Genomic DNA, 17,214 nt, shown 5'->3' on the forward strand with positions numbered 1-17,214 from the left:
TCTATCAGCTCCCCGACGTCAGGGTGGCCGGCCCGAGCGGGCCGGAACCGCCCCGTCCTGCCCCCAGGAGCTTTCCCATGAGCAATATCCAGATCGGCCTTCTACTGCTGTTCGGCATTGCCGCCTTCGGCTGTATCACCCTGTACATCGACTTTGTCCACGAACGGCGCCGCGGCGAAAAATCCCTGGGCCGGGATCACAGCCCCACCAGGCGGTAACCCACCTGCAACTCGGTGATCAGATGCTGGGGCTGGGCCGGATCGGCCTCCAGCTTCTGCCGCAGATGGGCCATGTGCACCCGCAGGTAATGGGCGCGGTCGACGTAGTCCAGGCCCCAGACCTCCAGCAGCAACTGGCGATGGGTCAGCACCCGGCTCTGGCCACGGATCAGCGCGCAGAGCAGGCGGTACTCGATCGGCGTGAGGTGCACAGGCAGCCCTTCGCGGCGCACCTCATGGGTGGCCAGGTCGACCTCGATGGCACCAAAGGCCACCTTGCTGGTGGCGGCCGCCGTACCGCTCTGGCCATGACGGCGCAGTTGCGCGCGAATCCGCGCCAGCAGTTCCGGCACGCCGAACGGCTTGACCAGATAGTCGTCGGCGCCGGCATCCAGGGCGGCGACTTTCTCGTCCTCCCGATCCCGGGCCGACAGCACCAGGATCGGCACTGCCAGCCAGCCGCGCAGCTCGCTGATCAACTGCTTGCCGTCGCCGTCCGGCAGGCCCAGGTCGACGATCACCAGGTCCGGCTGGCGGCTGGCGGCATGGATCAGGGCGCGCTTGACGCTGTCGGCCTCGAACACCTGGAAACCTTCGTCCTCCAGGGCGATACCGACGAAACGGCGGATATTGGCTTCGTCCTCGACGATCAGGATGCGTGCGCTGCTCATAGGGTTTCCATGGAAGGCGGCTGACCCGCCGGCAAGGTGATGACAAAACTCAGCCCGGCATCGGCATGAGGCTGGGCCTCGATGCGCCCGCCATGGGCCTCGACGATACGTTTGGCCAGGGCCAGGCCCAGGCCGATGCCGGCCACGGCGGATTCCTGCTGACCGCGACTGAAGGCTTCGAACAGGCTGGCCGGGGAACTGCCCTTTGGGCAGCCCGGGCCGCTGTCGCTGACCTGCAGGATGATCTGCTGGTCGACCTGGCGGGCGCTGATCTGCACCAGGGTCCCGGCCGGGGTGTACTTGGCGGCGTTGTCCAGAAGGTTCACCAGGACCCGCTCCAGCAACAGCGCGTCCACTTCCACCAAGGGCAGCTGCGGCGCCATGGCCACTCGCAATTGATGCCCGGCCAGGGGCTCGCGCAGTTGGCGCAGGGCACTGCCGACAATCTCCTCCAGGGAGTTCCACTGGCGATTCAGGCGTACCCCCCGCTCCTGCATGCGCGCCATGTCCAGCAGGTTCTCGATCAGCCGCTGCATGGACGAAGCCTGATCGTGAATCCCTGCCAGCAGGTGCTTGAGCGGGCCCTGCGCAGCGTGGGGCAAGGCGGCGTCGGCGGCGCCGATGATGGTGGTCAAGGGCGTGCGCAGGTCATGGGAAATGGCCGCCAGCAGGGTGTTGCGCATGCGCTCGCCCTCCATCTGCAGCACAGTGCTCTGGGCCACCTCGACGTAATGCACGCGCTCCAGGGCAATCGCCAGCTGGCTCATGCAGGCCTCCAGCAGGCGCTGTTCTTCCGGCTCCTTGAGGCGCTCGGCATCCTCGGCTTCAAGCACCAGCACGCCACGCACCCGCATCGGCGCCTTGAGCGGCAGATAGCAGCCCTTGGCCGCCGCCAGGGTATCGGTGCCGCGCCCGGCCGGTTGGTCGTGGTCATAGGCCCACTGGGCGATGCTCTCGTCAATGGCCAGGGTATTGGCGCTCAGCGCCCGCACCCGGTTCTCGGCATCCGGCAACGCCAGCCCGACCCGGGCCTCGAACACCCCACTGAAGGTACGCAAGGCCACGGCGCAGATCTGCTCCTCGGTCAACGCCGCCGACAGCTCACGGGCCAGCCCGGCCAGGGAGGTGGCACGGCGCTCGCCCGCGGCCGCGGTACGCGCTTCATGGCGCAGGCGCGCGGTGAGCTGGCCGGTGATCAGGGCAATCCCCAGCATCAGGGCGAAGGTGAAGAAGTACTGGGTGTCGTTGACCGTGAACGACCACACCGGCTGGACGAAGAAGAAATCGAAGCACAGCACCGCCAGCATCGCCGCCCAGACGCCGGGGCCCCGCCCGTAGCGCAGCGCCACCAGGACCACGGTCAGCAGGAACAGCATGACCACGTTGGCCGGGTCGAACACTTTGAGCAGCAGCGCCGCCACCGCGGTGGCGGCAAAGCACGCCAGGCTCGCCCACAGGTAGGCCGGCGCGCGGCTGGGCGGCAGGCCGGCCTCGGGCTTGTCCACTGGCGCAGGGCGCCGGCTCAAGGGCCCGTTGGCGATCACGATCTGGTCGATTTCCGGGTGCTGGCGGCTGATGCGGTCGCTCACCGACTGGTGCCAGAACTGCCAGACCTTGCGCGGGTAATGGCCCAGCACCAGGCGATTGGCGTTGTGCTCGCGAGCGCAGGCCACCAGGGCTTCGACGACATCCATGCCGGGCAAAGTGGCGGTTTCGGCGCCAAACTCGGCGGCCAGGGCCAGGGTCTTCATGGCCGCCGCATAACGGGCGGCGCCGGCGCCACGGCGCTGGGCCGAAGCCACGTGCACCACCATCCAGTCGGCTTCGAGCTTTTGCGCCAGGCGCGCGGCTTCGCGCACCAGGCGCTCGTCCGCCGGGTCGCCAGCGACCCCCACCAGCAAGCGCTCGCGAGCCGGCCACAAGGCATTGATCGAACGCTCGCGGCGATAGTCGCGCATCTGTGCATCGACCCGGTCGGCGGTGCGGCGCAGGGTCAGTTCACGCAGGGCCAGCAGGTTGCCCTTGCGAAAGAAATGCCGTGAAGCGCGTTCGGCCTGGGGCCCGAGGTAGACCTTGCCGTCCTTGAGGCGGCGCAGCAGGTCATCCGGCGGCAGGTCGATCACCAGCACTTCGTGGGCTTCGTCGAACAGGTGGTCGGGCACCGTCTCGCGCACCCGGATGCCGATGATCCCGCTGACGATGTCGTTGAGGCTTTCCAGGTGCTGGACGTTGAGGGTGGTCCAGACATCGATGCCGGCCCGCAGCAATTCCTCCACGTCCTGCCAGCGCTTGGGATGGCGCGAGCCGGGCACGTTGCTGTGGGCCAGCTCGTCCACCAGCAGCACCGCCGGGTGCCGCGCCAGGGCGGCATCCAGGTCGAACTCCGGCAAGGCGTAGTCGCGGTGCATCAGGCGGTGGCGCTCCAGCACTTGCAGCCCTTGCAGCAGCTCGGCGGTTTCCCGCCGGCCATGGGTTTCCACCACCCCGGCCACCACGTCGCGGCCCTGGGCCACTTCGTTGCGCGCCGCGGTGAGCATGGCGCAGGTCTTGCCGACTCCGGCGTTGGAACCGAAATAGATCCGCAGTTTGCCCCGTTGGGCCGCTTGCTCGTCCTGCTGCAGTTTTTCCAGCAGCGCATCGGGATCGGGGCGACCGTCGCGGGGCGGCATGTCAGCATCGAGAACAGCCATGTGCATCCTTAAATGGACAAGGCGGCACTCGAAAGAGCGCCGCCTTGCAAGTCCCTGTCAGACCAGGCCGAGGCCGGCCAGCAGCATGTCGATCAGCTTGATCCCGGCGAAGGGTACCAGCACCCCGCCCAGGCCGTAGATCAGCAGGTTGCGGTTGAGCAGCGCCGCGGCGCCAATGGCCCGGTACTTCACCCCCTTGAGCGCCAGGGGGATGAGGAACACGATGATCAGCGCGTTGAAGATCACCGCACTGAGAATCGCCGAGTTCGGGCTGTTCAGGTGCATCACGTTCAGCGCCGCCAGTTGCGGGTAAGTGGCGACGAAGGCGGCCGGTACGATAGCAAAATACTTGGCCACGTCGTTGGCCACGCTGAAGGTGGTCAGGGCGCCGCGGGTCATGAGCATCTGCTTGCCCACTTCCACCACTTCGATCAGCTTGGTCGGGTTGCTGTCCAGGTCCACCATGTTGCCGGCTTCCTTGGCCGCCTGGGTGCCGCTGTTCATGGCCACCGCCACGTCGGCCTGTGCCAGGGCCGGGGCGTCGTTGGTACCGTCGCCGGTCATGGCCACCAGCTTGCCCTTGGCCTGGTAGTCGCGGATCAGTTGCAGCTTGTCCTCGGGCCGTGCTTCGGCGAGGAAATCGTCGACCCCGGCTTCCACGGCGATGGCCGCCGCGGTCAGGCGGTTGTCGCCGGTGATCATCACGGTCTTGATGCCCATGCGCCGCAGCTCGGCGAAGCGCTCCTTGATCCCGCCCTTGACCACGTCCTTGAGCTCCACCACGCCCAGGGCCTGGGCGCCTTCACTGACCACCAGCGGGGTGCTGCCACGCCGGGAGACTTCATCGACCTTGGCCTGCAAGGCCGGCGGGAAGCTGCCGCCCTGGGCCTCGATATGCCGGCGGATGGCATCGGCCGCGCCCTTGCGGATGCTCCGGCCCTCGGGCAGGTCGACCCCGCTCATGCGGGTCTGGGCGGTGAACTGCACGAAGCTGGCGCCCAGGGCGTGAAGGTCACGCCCACGGATGTCGAACAGTTGCTTGGCCAGCACCACGATGCTCCGGCCTTCCGGGGTCTCGTCCGCCAGGGAAGCCAGTTGCGCGGCTTGCGCCAGTTCGCTGTCCTTGATCCCCGGCGCCGGCAGGAAGGCGCTGGCCTGGCGGTTACCCAGGGTGATGGTGCCGGTCTTGTCCAGCAGCAGCACGTCCACGTCCCCCGCCGCTTCCACGGCGCGGCCGGAGGTGGCAATGACATTGGCCGACATCATCCGGCTCATGCCCGCCACACCGATGGCCGAGAGCAGGCCACCGATGGTGGTGGGGATCAGGCACACCAGCAGCGCCACCATCACCGTGGCGCTGATCACACTGCCGGTGCCGCTCATGGCCACGGCGAAGATCGAGTACGGGCTCAGGGTCACGATCACCAGCAGGAACAGCAGGGTCAGGCCCACCAGGAGAATGGTCAGGGCCACCTCGTTGGGGGTCTTCTGGCGCTTGGCCGATTCCACCATGGAGATCATGCGGTCCAGGAACGACTCGCCAGGGTTGACGCTGATGCGCACCACCAGCCAGTCCGACAGCACCCGGGTGCCGCCGGTGACCGAGGAGAAATCGCCCCCGGCCTCGCGGATCACCGGCGCCGATTCACCGGTGATGGCGCTTTCGTCCACCGTGGCCACGCCTTCGATGACCTCGCCGTCCAGGGGCACCAGGTCGCCGGCCTCGATCAGCACCACCATGTCCTTGCGCAGTTCGCTGGCGGCCATGGGCAACCAGGCGGCGCCATGCCGGGGCTGTTGCAGCAGCTTGGCCAGGGTCTGGCGCTTCATGCCCTTGAGGCTCGCCGCCTGGGCCCGGCTGCGGCCCTCGGCCAGGGCTTCGGCAAAGTTGGCAAACAGCACGGTGAACCACAGCCACAGGGTGATGCTGAGGATAAAGCCGCTGGGGGCCTCACCCTCGCCGCCCAGGGACTGGAACCACAGCAGGGTGGTGAGAAGGCTGCCCAGGTAGACCACGAACATCACCGGGTTCTTCCACTGCGCCTGGGGCAGCAGTTTCTTCACGGCATCCAGGCACGCGGTGAGCACTAGCCCACGGTCGAACAACGCTATACGAGGGTTGCTACTCATGATCGACGTCTCTTACTCACTGGCCGCAACGGGCGAGGAATGCAGGGGCGCTTGGGCATCCAGCGCCAGGTTGAGTTGCAGCACATTGACCCGGGGCTCGCCCAGCAGGCCGAAGGTGCGGCTTTCGCTGTGCGCCTGCAGCAGCATCAGCACGTCCACGGCGGCCATTTGCCGCTGGCGGGCCACCCGGTTCAGTTGCAGCCGGGCGTTGGCCAGGGAGATGTGCGGGTCCAGGCCGGAGGCCGAGGCGGTCACTGCGTCCACTGGCACCGGCATGTCTGCCGCCAGGCCATTGAGCTGGCGATAGGCGCTGACCCGCGCGGCCACGCTGTCCACCAGCTTCTGGCTGGTGGGGCCCAGGTTGCTGGCGCCACTGGCCCCGGCGTTGTAGGGCTGGGGCACACTCTTGCTCGGGTCCAGCGGATCGCTGCCCAGGGTCATGCTCGGGCGGCCCTGGAAATACTCCGGGCGGTCGAACGCCTGGCCGATCAGCGCCGAGCCCACGACCCGGCCATCACGCTGCACCAGACTGCCCTGGGCCTGGAACGGAAACAGCAGGTTGGCCAACCCCGTGGTAACCAGCGGATAGGCCAGCCCGGTGAGCAGCATGAAGAACACCGCCGACACCAGCACCGGGCGCAACAGGCCCTTGAACAGCAGCGCGGTGGCGCCCTGGGTTTGCATTTGCGTAGTCATCACAACCCCTTACTTGTAGGTCTGGCCGGCGAGCAACTGCAGTTGCTCCACCAGCGGGCCGAGCGCGAGGGCCGGCAGGAAAGTCAGGCCACCGACCACCAGCACCACGAACACCACCAGCAACATGAACAGCGGCGTGGCGGTGGGAATGGTGCCGGCACCGGCCGGGATGTTCTTTTTCGCCGCCAGGGAACCGGCCACGGCCAGCATCGGCAGCATGGTGAAGAAGCGCCCCATGAGCATCGCCAGGCCAATGGTGGTGTTGAAGAACGGTGTATTGGCGTTCAGGCCGGCAAACGCCGAACCGTTGTTGGCGGTGCCCGAGGCGTAGGCGTAGAGCACCTCGCTGAAGCCATGGGGGCCCAGATTGTTGAGGCTGTTGAGAGTGCCCGGCCACAGTGCCGCCAGGGCGGTGAAACCGAGGATGCAGATCGGGTGCGCGAGCACCGAGAGCATCACCAGCTTGATCTCCCGGGCCTCGATCTTCTTGCCCAGGAACTCAGGGCTGCGACCGATCATCATGCCCACCAGGAACACCGTCAGCAGGGCGTACTGGATCAGGTTGATAAAGCCCACGCCGTCGCCGCCGAACACACAGTTGAGCATCATCTGCGCCAGGGGCACGAAGCCGCCCATGGGGGTCAGCGAGTCGTGCATGGCATTCACCGAACCGGTGGTGGCGCCGGTGGTGGTGGTGACGAACAGCGCGGTGTCGGCAATGCCGAAGCGCAGCTCCTTGCCTTCCATGTTGCCGCCGCTCTGGGTCTCCGACATCTGCTGGTCGGCACCGGCCTGGGTCAGCAGCGGGTTACCGCCCTGCTCCGCGGTGAAGACAATCGCCAGGAAGCCGATGAACATCACCAGGAAAGTGCCGAAGAACACCCAGCCCTGACGCCGACGCAGCAGCATGCTGCCGAAGGCGTAGGTCAGCGCCGAAGGGATCAGCAACATGCTGAGGATGTGCAGGACGTTGGTCAGCGGCGTCGGATTCTCGAACGGGTGGGCCGCGTTCATGCTGAAGAAGCCGCCACCGTTGGTGCCGATGTGCTTGATCGACTCGAAACTGGCCACGGCGCCGACGATCAGTTGCTGCTGGGCGCCTTCCAGGGTGGTGGCCAGGGCCTGGGAGTTGAGGGTCTGGGGCATGCCCTGCCAGACATAGACCAGGGCCATGACCAGGCACAACGGCAGCATCACCCGGTACAGGGTGCGGGTGAAGTCGACCCAGTAGTTGCCGATATCCGCCGAGCTGGAACGGCTCAGGCCGCGAATGAAGCCGGCTGCGGCGACAACACCTGCGGTAGCGCCGACGAACATCAGGAAGGTGATCACTGCCATCTGGCTGAAGTTCGACAGGCTGCTTTCACCTGAGTACGCCTGCCAGTTGGTGTTGGTGATAAAGGACGCGGCGGTGTTGAACGCCAGGTCCGGGGTCTGCGCCGCCAGCCCCATGGGGTTGAGCGGCGTGCTGCCTTGCAGGCGCAGCAGCAGGTAGCCCAGCAGCATCATCGCCGCGTTGGACAGCAGCAGGGCCGAGCCATAGCGGGCCCAGCCCATGGTTTCAGCCGGGTCGATCCCCAGCAGGCGGTAGGTGGCACGCTCCGGCAAGGCGTGGCCACGGCCGCTGAAGACCCGGGCCAGCCATTGGCCCATGAGTACGGCGAGCCCGGTCATTACCCCGAGGATCACCGCGTATTCCAGCACAGTACTCAACATGTCGATGCTCCGTTCAAATCTTGCCCATGGCGACGATGACCAGGGCCGTCAACACAAAGAACCCCAGGGTCAGGCCCACGAAGATCAGGTCGAACATGGCTGGTTTCCTTTCTGGTAGATGCCCGGACGGGCGAATGAAAGTGGGTGGCAGTTGCTGCGTGCGGTCATCAGAATTTCTCGGCACGGATCAGCGCATAACCCAGGTAGGCAAACAGCAGCACGGCGCACAAACCACTGGCGCCGTAGATGAATGGCAGTGTCAGCAAGGCAGCTCTCCCCTTAATGCTCAAAGGCGGTGCCGGGAGCGCAAAGCGCAACCCGGGCACGGCCGGTCAGGGCACCCGCGACGGGCGCCGGCAGGGAGTCGGGAACGCCTCGTCCACCGCTCTCCTCTGCGCCACGCAGGTTAGGTGAGGGCGCATCAAGGTCGGGCACTGATTGCCGGGGGCGGCATTAAGACGGCGTAAAGATTGCGGCGGTGTGGGGCGGGAGAATCGGGGACGGGACAGCGCCCCCGAGGGGGTCATTCACTTTTCAGGGGCAGCCAGATTTCCAGTACCCCGGTGCCGGCCTGGGGGTTGAAGTCGGCGCTGTAGCGCTCGAATTCCGGGGCATCGGCGGCCTCTCGACCCGACTGGGGCAGCCAGGTGTTCCAGATGTAGTCGAAGGTCCGCGGCAAGTCCTGCAAGGCGCCGCCATGCTCGAACACCGCATAGTGCTGCGGCTGCACCTCGATCCAGCGATAGCGCTCGGGCAGATCGTCGAGCTTGCTGATCTCGACCCCGGCGATGTACTCGAAGCCGCCCTGGCCGTCGGGGTTGCGGCAGATGCCATAGGTCTTGCGGTCGACCTGCCCCGGCACCTTGCCGATGTGCGGCACAAAGCGCTGCCACAGCAGGCCGATGTCCTGGCGAGTGGCAGGAGTGAATCGTTCGCCGAGGCCGGCGATCAGCAAAAAACGCTCCCTTTCGAAGCGCGGTTCTGGGCCTCTGCCCTGTTCTTGCTCATCCATGAATGCCACTCCTGCCGCAGAAAAGATGGGTTCGGCACGAAGTATAGAAGCCAATAGCCAAGGCCAGGATCAGAGCGCCGGAAGGTCTGCCGCGCCCGTACCAAGGATGAACTCCTGGTAGCCGGATAGGATCACGTACACCGCGAAATAGCAGAAGATCGCCGCAGATGCCAGGTAGGAATAGCGCAACAGCTTGTCCCCCAGCAGCTTGCCGCCCTGGGTCGCGGCCAGGCACAGGCCCAGGGTCCAGATCAGCCCGGCACAGAAAAAGCCGGCCAGGAACAATCCCGAATCGGCAATCCCACCGCCCCCGGATCGGGCAATCAGGGTGCCGCCCACGGCAGCGAACCAGAGGATCGCACTGGGGGACGACATGGCCAGGAAGATCCCGCGAAAAAACTCCCGGCGCGGCGAGCCCTGGTCCGCCTCCCCGGCGGTGGCCAGCACCGCGCTGTGATGGAGGGCGGCGTAGATCATCTTCGCCGCGAAGTACACCAGCAGGGCCGAACCGCCGATCCACAGCACCCAGCGCACGCTTTGGTATTGCAGCAGCACGGTCATCCCGGCCAGGGCCAGCAGCGCATAGATCAGGTCGCCGACACAGGTCCCCAGGCCCAGGCAGAAGCCCTGGAAATAACCCCGTTGCATGGCCAGGGTAATCATCGCGATATTGGCCACGCCGATGTCCAGGCACAGCGAAAGGCTCAACAAGAAGCCGCTGGTAAACTCCATCATTCATCCCGTTTGCTGCTGTTGTTCGAAGAGAAGCGAGGTGCGAGGAGCCCGGAAAAGCCGGGCCGGCTGAGGCAGCTCACAGCCCCTGCAGGCAAGAAGCGTGCACGTTATAGCGGCAAATCCTGCACCCTCGCAAATCCGCCCGGCGCACCAAAAATAATTTTCCGCGCCTCTGGACAAGCCGGCGGCGGCGCCCGTATCGTCTGCCCCGCAGGCCACCGCAGTGGCCAACGTCGCTCGGACGGTTCCGGGCGCTTACGTCTTTTCGAGGCAACAATGGCCGAACAAGGTTCGCCGCGCCGCTTTGCGCGCATCGATCGTCTTCCCCCCTATGTTTTCAATATCACTGCCGAGCTGAAGATGGCTGCGCGTCGGCGCGGCGAAGACATCATCGACTTGAGCATGGGTAACCCCGACGGCCCTACCCCGCCGCATATCGTCGAGAAACTGGTCACCGTCGCCCAGCGCGAAGACACCCACGGCTACTCCACCTCCAAGGGCATTCCGCGGCTGCGCCGGGCGATTTCCCGCTGGTACAAGGACCGCTACGAGGTCGATATCGACCCGGAAAGCGAAGCCATCGTCACCATCGGATCCAAGGAAGGCCTGGCGCACCTGATGCTGGCCACCCTGGACCAGGGCGACACGGTGCTGGTGCCCAACCCCAGCTACCCGATCCACATCTACGGCGCGGTCATCGCCGGCGCCCAGGTGCGCTCGGTGCCGCTGGTGCCCGGGGTGGATTTCTTCGCCGAGCTGGAGCGGGCCATCCGCGGTTCGATCCCCAAGCCGAAGATGATGATCCTCGGCTTCCCGTCCAACCCCACCGCCCAGTGCGTGGAGCTGGACTTCTTCGAACGGGTGATCGCCCTGGCCAAGCAGTACGACGTGCTGGTGATCCATGACCTGGCCTACGCCGATATCGTCTACGACGGCTGGAAAGCTCCGTCGATCATGCAGGTGCCGGGCGCCAAGGACATCGCGGTGGAGTTCTTCACCCTGTCCAAGAGCTACAACATGGCCGGCTGGCGCATCGGCTTCATGGTGGGCAACCCGGAACTGGTCAGCGCCCTGGCGCGGATCAAGAGCTACCACGACTACGGCACCTTCACCCCGTTGCAGGTGGCGGCGATCGCCGCCCTGGAAGGCGACCAACAATGCGTGCGCGACATTGCCGAACAGTACCGGCAGCGGCGCAACGTGCTGGTCAAGGGCCTGCACGAACTGGGCTGGATGGTGGAGAACCCCAAGGCCTCGATGTACGTCTGGGCCAAGATTCCCGAGGCCTACGCGCACCTGGGCTCCCTGGAGTTCGCCAAGAAGCTGCTGGCCGAGGCCAAGGTCTGTGTCTCGCCGGGGGTGGGTTTTGGTGAATACGGCGACGATCACGTGCGCTTCGCCCTGATCGAAAACCAGGACCGGATTCGCCAGGCAGTGCGCGGCATCCGCGGCATGTTCCGCGCCGACGGCCTGGTGCAGAAAAGCTGAGATGCTTTCAGCCACAAAAAAACCGCAGTGATGCGGTTTTTTTGTGGCCGTGCTATCGGTGTTTCGCGGGCAAGCCCGCTCCTACGGGTGAAGCTCTTAAACCACCAACGACAGCAGCAGGATAAAGATCAGCCCCACCACCGAAAGGATGGTTTCCATCGCCGTCCAGGTCTTGAACGTCTCGGCCACGGTCATGTTGAAGTACTGCTTGACCAGCCAGAACCCGGCGTCGTTGACGTGGGACAGGATCAGCGAGCCGGCGCCGGTGGCCAGCACCAGCAGCTCGCGGTTGACCCCGGGAATCATCCCTACCACCGGCACCACGATGCCGGCACCGGTGATGGTGGCCACGGTGGCCGAACCGGTGGCGATACGGATCACCGCCGCCACCAGCCACGCCAGGAGGATCGGCGAGATCTGCGCATTGACCGCCATATGGCCGATCACGTCACCCACGCCGCTGGTCACCAGCATCTGCTTGAAGCCGCCACCGGCACCGATGATCAGGATGATCGCTGCGGTCGGCGCCAGGCTGGCATCCAACAGTTTGAGAATCTGCTTGGAACCGATGCCCTGCTTGTAGCCGAAGGTGTACAGCGACAGCAGCAGCGCCAGCAGCAAGGCGGTGATCGGGTGGCCGATCATGTCCATCCAGATGCGGAAGAAGTGTCCGTCAGGCAGCGCCACGTCGGCGAAGGTCTTGAGCAGCATCAGGAACACCGGCAGCAGCACGGTCACCAGGGTCACGCTGAAGCTGGGCAACTGGGCGGCCTGGGGCTCGCGGGCCAGTTGGTCCACCAGTTCCTGGGACGGATTGCCGGGAATGTACTTGGCAATGAAAGTGCCGTAGATCGGCCCGGCGATGATCGCCGTGGGCAGCGCCACGATCAGCCCATACAGGATGGTCTTGCCGATGTCGGCGCCGAACACGCCGATGGCCAGCAGCGGCCCCGGGTGCGGCGGCACCAGGCCGTGCACCGCCGACAGGCCGGCCAGCAGCGGAATGCCGATCTTGATCAGCGATACCCCGGTACGCCGGGCAACGATGAACACCAGCGGAATCAGCAGCACGAAGCCGATCTCGAAGAACAGCGGGATGCCCACCAGGAAGGCGGCAAACATCATCGCCCACTGCACCCGCTCCTTGCCGAACGAGCGGATCAGGGTCTGGGCGATCTGATCGGCGCCACCGGACTCGGCCATCATCTTGCCGAGCATGGTACCCAGGGCCAGGATGATGCCGACAAAACCGAGCACGCCACCAAAGCCGTCCTGGAACGCCTTGATGATCTTGTCCACCGGCATGCCCGACGTCAGGCCGAGGAAACCCGCGGCGATGATCAGAGCGATGAAGGGGTGCAGCTTGAATCGGGTGATCAACACGATCAGCCCGATGATAGTGACCACTGCATCAACCAGCAGATAGGTCTCTTGGGACATGCCAAACATGGGATTGCCTCCGGTTTGTTGTTTTTATTAAAGCGTTAAAAACAAGGGCCGAGTGGGATAGCGCTACCTTTTTCGAGCCAGCACTTAATGTGAAGGTTCCAGGCCATGCTCCAGCCACCATTGGTTGGCCAGTTCGGCCAGGCGCTGGACGCTCAGGGTGCTGGCATCCAGGGCCAGGGTGAGCGGCTCCCCCACCGGGGATTCGAGAGTGGCGAACTGACTGTCGATCAGGGTCGAAGGCATGAAATGCCCTGGCCGGTGCGCCACACGGTCGGCGGCGACTGCCGGAGTCAGTTCGAGAAAGACAAAGCCCAGGCCGGGCGTGGCGGCGCGCAGGCGCTCGCGGTACTTGCGCTTGAGCGCCGAGCAGGTCAGTACCGGGTGCTGGCCGGCGGCCAGGGCACGACGCAGTTCATCGCACAGGCTGTCGAGCCAGCCGGCACGGTCTTCGTCGTCGAGGGGAATGCCGGCACTCATCTTGGCGATGTTCGCCGCCGGGTGGAAGGTATCGCCTTCAATGGCCATGGCGCCGCTGCGCTGGCACAGGGCCTGACTGACACTGGACTTGCCGCAGCCGGCAACACCCATGATGACCAGGGCGGTGATGGGTTGACTCATGAAACACCTCAGCGCGCAGACAGCGCTACCTTCGCAAATAAAAAATCTAGTACAAAAACAGTGTCTGCCGACGCCTTCTTGTCATTTTTGTGGGTTGCCGCGTATATAGTCCGCCAAACCAAAGAGCGAGGGTCAGGCACACCTCGCTCACGCATTGCAGCTGTTTCAGGACAGCGCTACCTTAGAGACTTGAATTTTGTTTGGCAAGCCGTCTGATGACCACTCATAAAAACGATAAAAACACCCGTACCACGGGCCGTCCCACCCTCAATGAAGTCGCCCGCCTGGCCGGAGTCAGCCCGATTACCGCCTCCCGGGCCCTGCGCGGCGTCAGCAGCGTGGCCACCGAACTGGTGGAAAAGGTGCAGAAGGCCGCGCAGGAACTGAACTACGTGGTCAACTCCGCCGCCCGCGCCCTGGCTTCGGCGCAGAGCCAGTCGGTGGTGGTGCTGGTGCCGTCGCTGTCCAACCTGCTGTTCATCGAAACCCTGGAAGCCATCCACCAGGTACTGCGCCCCAAAGGCTTCGAAGTGCTGATCGGCAACTGCCACTATTCTCGGGACGAAGAAGAAAACCTGCTGCGCAACTACATGACCTACCAGCCCCGGGGGCTGCTGCTGACCGGTTTCGACCGCACCGAAAGCGCCCGACGGATGATCGAGGCGAACAACATTCCCTGCGTCTACATGATGGACCTGGACTCCGGCGCCGGGCTCAACTGCGTGGGCTTCTCGCAATTGAACGCCGGCGAAACGGCGGCCCAGCATCTGATTTCCCGCGGGCGCAAGCACCTGGCCTACGTCGGTGCGCAACTGGACCAGCGCACCCTGCTGCGCGGCGAAGGTTTCCGCCGTGCCCTGCAGCAGGCCGGGCTGTACAACCCCGACCTGGAACTGTTGACCCCACGGCCCTCGTCCGTCGGCCTGGGGGCCGAGCTGTTCCTGCAACTGATGCAGAGCCAGCCCCAGGTGGACGCGATCTTCTTCGGCAACGACGACCTGGCCCAGGGCGCGCTGCTGGAAGCCATGCGCTGCGGGATCAAGGTGCCCGAGCAGGTGGCGGTGCTGGGCTTCAACGACCTGCCCTCCTCCGAACACATGGTGCCGCGCCTGAGCAGCATCAGCACTCCGCGCGAAGCCATTGGCCGCCGCGCCGCCGAACAGATGCTGACCCTGCTGGCCGGCAACAGCGTGGCCGAGCCGGTGGTGGACATGGGGTTTGAACTGCGGGTTCGGGAAAGCACCTGAAACGCCTCAGGGCCTGACGCTCAGGACACTGAGCAACAGGCCGAAGCCCACCAGCACCGCGCCGAACAACTGATCGATCCGGCGTTTGTAGGCCAGTAGCCGGCCGGCAATCGCCGGTGCCGAGAAAAACAGCGCCACCAGCACGAACCACAGCACGTGGGCCAGGACGATGATCGCGCCGTAGCCGATCTGTACCGGCAAGGCCGTGCCCGGCTGAATCACCTGCATGAACAGACTGAGAACGAAAATCATCGTCTTGGGGTTCAGGGCATTGGTCAGAAAGCCACTGCGCAAGGCGCCCCAGGTCGACATCCGAGCCCCCTCTGCCGGTTCTTCCCCCGGACGTTGCTCAGGGCTGCGCAACAGCTTGATGCCCAGGTAGATCAGGTACAGCGCACCCGCGATCTTCAAGCCGGTAAACCACAGCAGCGACTGCTGCAACAGCACCCCCACCCCCAGCAAGCTGTAGCCGATATGCACCATGACCCCGAGCCCGATGCCCAGGGCCGTGAACACGCCGTGGCGGCGCGAAAGCAGCAGGCTGTTGCGGGTTACCAGGGCAAAGTCGGCCCCGGGGCTGAGTACAGCAAGAATGGTAATGGTGATTACGAGTAACAGTTCGGTCACGTTGAATACGCCTAGGCTATAGAATCAGGCACTACTGTATTGGGACCATGACCCAGGCCGATAACGATGAAAACTGACATTCCTGGTGATAAAAACTCACAACTCTCGCGACGGCGCCTGCCCCCGCTGAGCGCCTTGCGCTGCTTCGAAGCCGCTGCACGCCTGGAAAGCTTCACCCAGGCCGGCGCCACCCTGCACCTGACCCACGGCGCCATCAGCCGTGCGGTGCGCGCCCTGGAAGAGGACCTCGGCACCCCTCTCTTTGAGCGCCGCAGCCAGCGGGTCTTTCTCACCGCCGCCGGAGCCGAACTGCTCCACAGCGTGACCCAGGCCCTGGACCTGATCGAGAGCACCGCCAGCCGCCTGCGAGCCCCGGCTCCCGCAGCACCGCTGGTGCTGTCCTGCGAGCCGACGCTGCTGATGCGCTGGCTGATTCCGCGCATGCCGGGGTTCTATGCCGAGCACCCGCAAGTGCCGATCCAGCTGCTGGCCGGCGGCGGGCCCTTCTCGTTCGGTGCCGGTATCGACCTGGCGATCCGCCGCAACGACTTTGCCTGGAGCCGCGACACCCAGGCCCACTGGCTATTCGACGAAGCCATAGGCCCGGTATGCCGCCCCGAGCGCCAGGCCGACTGGACCCCGGCAACGGCCGGGCTGGCGCAACTGGCGGCGCAGGCACCGCGCCTGCACAGCGCCACCCGGCCGCACGCCTGGCAACAGTGGCTGCAATTGCAGCAACAACCGGTTGCCCCGACGCCACCGGAGCAGGTCTTCGAGCACTTCTACTTCAGCCTGCAAGCGGCCGTGGCCGGGCTGGGTCTGGCCATTGCCCCCTGGCAACTGGTGCGTGACGACCTGGAGGGCGGGCTGCTGTGTGCGCCCTTCGGCTTTGTCGCCGATGGCAGCGCTTATTACCTGCTTTCCCCCCAGGCCATAGACCCGGATTCGGCCAGCGGAAAACTGCTGCACTGGTTGCGCCGGCAAGCCCTGGCGTAGGCACTCAGGCAGGCGGGGCCACGGCCCCCAGCGCCGGGTCCTCGCCGCTGAGCAACTGCACCAGGGCCAGGGCCCCCTTCTGCAAAGGCTGGTTCTTCAACCACACCGCGTGCACCGGCAACACCAGGCCGTTGTCGATGTTCTTGAAATGCAGCCGTTGCAAGCGCCCCGCCGCCAGCAACGGCTGGATCACCGACAGCGGGAAATTGCCCCAGCCGATCCCCGCCTCCACCATGTGCAGGGCCATGGCCAGGCTGTCGGTGCGCCACAGCGACTCGCCCACCAGGGGCCGGGTATCACTCAGGGGCAGGTCGCGGCTGGCCACCACCACCTGACGGACCTTGATCAGCTCTTCCAGGTACAGCGAACCGTCACTGGCCTGGAACACAGGGTGCCCGGCACAAATGCAGGCAATCATCCGCTCGCAGCCCAGGTACTGGAAATACTCCAGGGCATTCACGCTCAACCCGGCAAAGGCCACGCCGACGCTGACCCGGCCACTGTGCAAAAGGTGCAGCACGTCATCCTGGGGAGCACTGAGCAGCTCGACTTCCAGCAGCGGATAACGCTCGGCAATCAGCTTGATGGCGGCCAGTACCCGTTGCTTGTCGATGTCATCCACCACCGCGATCGACAGCTTGCTCTCCAGGCCCAGGGACAGCTCGACGGCATGCACCTGCAATTGCTTGAGCTGGTCGGCAATCAGCCGCGCATGGGGCGCCAGGGACAAGGCCAGCGGCGTGGGCAGCGGCTCGCGGTGGCTGCGATCGAACAGCGCATACCCCAACTCCGCCTCGAGGTTGGCGATGCCCATGCTCACGGCCGAAGGCACCTTGCCCAAAGAACGCGCCGCCGCAGAAAAGGAGCCGCGATCGAGCACGGCGAGAAACAACTGGATGCTGTCGCTGGAGAAGTTCATGA

Annotated in this window: 17 protein-coding genes; 4 read left to right on the forward strand and 13 right to left on the reverse strand. The window is 65.3% G+C overall.

Features of this window, described 5'->3' with window-relative positions:
- Positions 1-77 precede the first annotated feature (77 nt).
- Positions 78-218 carry a hypothetical protein gene (locus tag AC1RCO_RS17600; RefSeq protein WP_015636715.1) on the forward strand — a complete coding sequence of 47 codons (141 nt, stop codon included), beginning with the start codon at positions 78-80 and terminating at the stop codon, positions 216-218.
- Here AC1RCO_RS17600 and AC1RCO_RS17605 read toward each other — a convergent pair.
- From AC1RCO_RS17605 to AC1RCO_RS17645, 9 genes are all read right to left on the reverse strand, one after another.
- Positions 197-889 carry a response regulator gene (locus AC1RCO_RS17605; protein WP_011062823.1) on the reverse strand — a complete coding sequence of 231 codons (693 nt, stop codon included), beginning with the start codon at positions 887-889 and terminating at the stop codon, positions 197-199. The genes AC1RCO_RS17600 and AC1RCO_RS17605 overlap by 22 nt on opposite strands.
- On the reverse strand, positions 886-3,558 hold the full coding sequence (locus tag AC1RCO_RS17610; RefSeq protein ID WP_342400767.1) for a DUF4118 domain-containing protein: 2,673 nt from the start codon (positions 3,556-3,558) through the stop codon (positions 886-888). The genes AC1RCO_RS17605 and AC1RCO_RS17610 overlap by 4 nt, the downstream gene beginning before the upstream one ends.
- 78 nt (positions 3,559-3,636) lie before the next feature.
- On the reverse strand, positions 3,637-5,709 hold the full coding sequence (gene kdpB / locus AC1RCO_RS17615; protein ID WP_011062825.1) for a potassium-transporting ATPase subunit KdpB: 2,073 nt from the start codon (positions 5,707-5,709) through the stop codon (positions 3,637-3,639).
- Positions 5,710-5,721: 12 nt separating this feature from the next.
- On the reverse strand, positions 5,722-6,405 hold the full coding sequence (kdpC, locus tag AC1RCO_RS17620) for a potassium-transporting ATPase subunit KdpC (protein WP_015636717.1): 684 nt from the start codon (positions 6,403-6,405) through the stop codon (positions 5,722-5,724).
- Positions 6,406-6,414: 9 nt separating this feature from the next.
- Complete coding sequence (gene kdpA / locus AC1RCO_RS17625; protein WP_492617903.1) at positions 6,415-8,121, reverse strand: potassium-transporting ATPase subunit KdpA; 1,707 nt, start codon at positions 8,119-8,121, stop codon at positions 6,415-6,417.
- Positions 8,122-8,134: 13 nt separating this feature from the next.
- Positions 8,135-8,305, reverse strand: a complete 171-nt coding sequence (locus AC1RCO_RS17630) for a hypothetical protein (RefSeq protein ID WP_011062828.1) — start codon at positions 8,303-8,305, stop codon at positions 8,135-8,137.
- Positions 8,289-8,387: a K(+)-transporting ATPase subunit F gene (gene kdpF, locus AC1RCO_RS17635; RefSeq protein ID WP_019093583.1), complete on the reverse strand. Its 99-nt coding sequence runs from the start codon at positions 8,385-8,387 to the stop codon at positions 8,289-8,291. Before kdpF ends, AC1RCO_RS17630 begins: the two co-directional genes overlap by 17 nt.
- A gap of 257 nt (positions 8,388-8,644) precedes the next feature.
- Positions 8,645-9,133 (reverse strand): GyrI-like domain-containing protein, encoded by a 489-nt coding sequence (locus tag AC1RCO_RS17640; protein ID WP_404673787.1) that lies wholly within the window; start codon positions 9,131-9,133, stop codon positions 8,645-8,647.
- Positions 9,134-9,202: 69 nt separating this feature from the next.
- Complete coding sequence (locus tag AC1RCO_RS17645; RefSeq protein ID WP_404673788.1) at positions 9,203-9,865, reverse strand: LysE family translocator; 663 nt, start codon at positions 9,863-9,865, stop codon at positions 9,203-9,205.
- A 279-nt stretch (positions 9,866-10,144) separates the two neighbouring features.
- Here AC1RCO_RS17645 and alaC point away from each other — a divergent pair, with 279 nt between their 5' ends.
- Complete coding sequence (alaC, locus tag AC1RCO_RS17650; RefSeq protein ID WP_053153377.1) at positions 10,145-11,356, forward strand: alanine transaminase; 1,212 nt, start codon at positions 10,145-10,147, stop codon at positions 11,354-11,356.
- A gap of 96 nt (positions 11,357-11,452) precedes the next feature.
- Here alaC and AC1RCO_RS17655 read toward each other — a convergent pair whose 3' ends face one another.
- Entirely contained in the window at positions 11,453-12,805 is a 1,353-nt protein-coding gene (locus tag AC1RCO_RS17655; RefSeq protein ID WP_011062833.1) for a GntP family permease, read from the reverse strand.
- A gap of 84 nt (positions 12,806-12,889) precedes the next feature.
- The gene (locus AC1RCO_RS17660; protein WP_011062834.1) at positions 12,890-13,423 is read right to left on the reverse strand and encodes a gluconokinase; all 534 of its coding nucleotides are present in this window, start codon (positions 13,421-13,423) and stop codon (positions 12,890-12,892) included.
- Positions 13,424-13,638: 215 nt separating this feature from the next.
- Here AC1RCO_RS17660 and gntR point away from each other — a divergent pair, with 215 nt between their 5' ends.
- A complete protein-coding gene (gntR, locus tag AC1RCO_RS17665) occupies positions 13,639-14,670 on the forward strand; it encodes an HTH-type transcriptional regulator GntR (RefSeq protein ID WP_011062835.1) in 1,032 nt (343 codons plus the stop codon).
- Positions 14,671-14,676: 6 nt separating this feature from the next.
- Here the strand turns inward: gntR and AC1RCO_RS17670 are convergent, their stop codons facing one another.
- Positions 14,677-15,297 (reverse strand): LysE family transporter, encoded by a 621-nt coding sequence (locus AC1RCO_RS17670; RefSeq protein ID WP_011062836.1) that lies wholly within the window; start codon positions 15,295-15,297, stop codon positions 14,677-14,679.
- Between the two features lie 66 nt (positions 15,298-15,363).
- Between AC1RCO_RS17670 and AC1RCO_RS17675 the strand changes: the two genes are divergently transcribed.
- Positions 15,364-16,293: a LysR family transcriptional regulator gene (locus AC1RCO_RS17675; RefSeq protein ID WP_041119577.1), complete on the forward strand. Its 930-nt coding sequence runs from the start codon at positions 15,364-15,366 to the stop codon at positions 16,291-16,293.
- Between the two features lie 4 nt (positions 16,294-16,297).
- Here the strand turns inward: AC1RCO_RS17675 and AC1RCO_RS17680 are convergent, their stop codons facing one another.
- Positions 16,298-17,212, reverse strand: coding sequence for a LysR family transcriptional regulator (locus AC1RCO_RS17680; RefSeq protein ID WP_011062838.1), 915 nt, complete (start codon positions 17,210-17,212; stop codon positions 16,298-16,300).
- Positions 17,213-17,214: the final 2 nt, after the last annotated feature.

It is taken from the genome of Pseudomonas sp. GW823-FHT03E05, from assembly GCF_058796855.1.

Coding starts and splice junctions, on each gene's coding strand:
- AC1RCO_RS17680 (WP_011062838.1), bottom strand. CDS start 17,212: ATGAACTTCTCCAGCGACAGCATCCAGTTGTTTCTCGCCGTGCTCGAT.
- AC1RCO_RS17660 (WP_011062834.1), bottom strand. CDS start 13,423: ATGAGTCAACCCATCACCGCCCTGGTCATCATGGGTGTTGCCGGCTGC.
- AC1RCO_RS17600 (WP_015636715.1), top strand. CDS start 78: ATGAGCAATATCCAGATCGGCCTTCTACTGCTGTTCGGCATTGCCGCC.
- kdpA (WP_492617903.1), bottom strand. CDS start 8,121: ATGTTGAGTACTGTGCTGGAATACGCGGTGATCCTCGGGGTAATGACC.
- AC1RCO_RS17655 (WP_011062833.1), bottom strand. CDS start 12,805: ATGTTTGGCATGTCCCAAGAGACCTATCTGCTGGTTGATGCAGTGGTC.
- AC1RCO_RS17610 (WP_342400767.1), bottom strand. CDS start 3,558: ATGCCGCCCCGCGACGGTCGCCCCGATCCCGATGCGCTGCTGGAAAAA.
- AC1RCO_RS17675 (WP_041119577.1), top strand. CDS start 15,364: ATGAAAACTGACATTCCTGGTGATAAAAACTCACAACTCTCGCGACGG.
- gntR (WP_011062835.1), top strand. CDS start 13,639: ATGACCACTCATAAAAACGATAAAAACACCCGTACCACGGGCCGTCCC.
- AC1RCO_RS17645 (WP_404673788.1), bottom strand. CDS start 9,865: ATGGAGTTTACCAGCGGCTTCTTGTTGAGCCTTTCGCTGTGCCTGGAC.
- kdpC (WP_015636717.1), bottom strand. CDS start 6,405: ATGACTACGCAAATGCAAACCCAGGGCGCCACCGCGCTGCTGTTCAAG.
- alaC (WP_053153377.1), top strand. CDS start 10,145: ATGGCCGAACAAGGTTCGCCGCGCCGCTTTGCGCGCATCGATCGTCTT.
- kdpB (WP_011062825.1), bottom strand. CDS start 5,709: ATGAGTAGCAACCCTCGTATAGCGTTGTTCGACCGTGGGCTAGTGCTC.
- AC1RCO_RS17605 (WP_011062823.1), bottom strand. CDS start 889: ATGAGCAGCGCACGCATCCTGATCGTCGAGGACGAAGCCAATATCCGC.
- AC1RCO_RS17640 (WP_404673787.1), bottom strand. CDS start 9,133: ATGGATGAGCAAGAACAGGGCAGAGGCCCAGAACCGCGCTTCGAAAGG.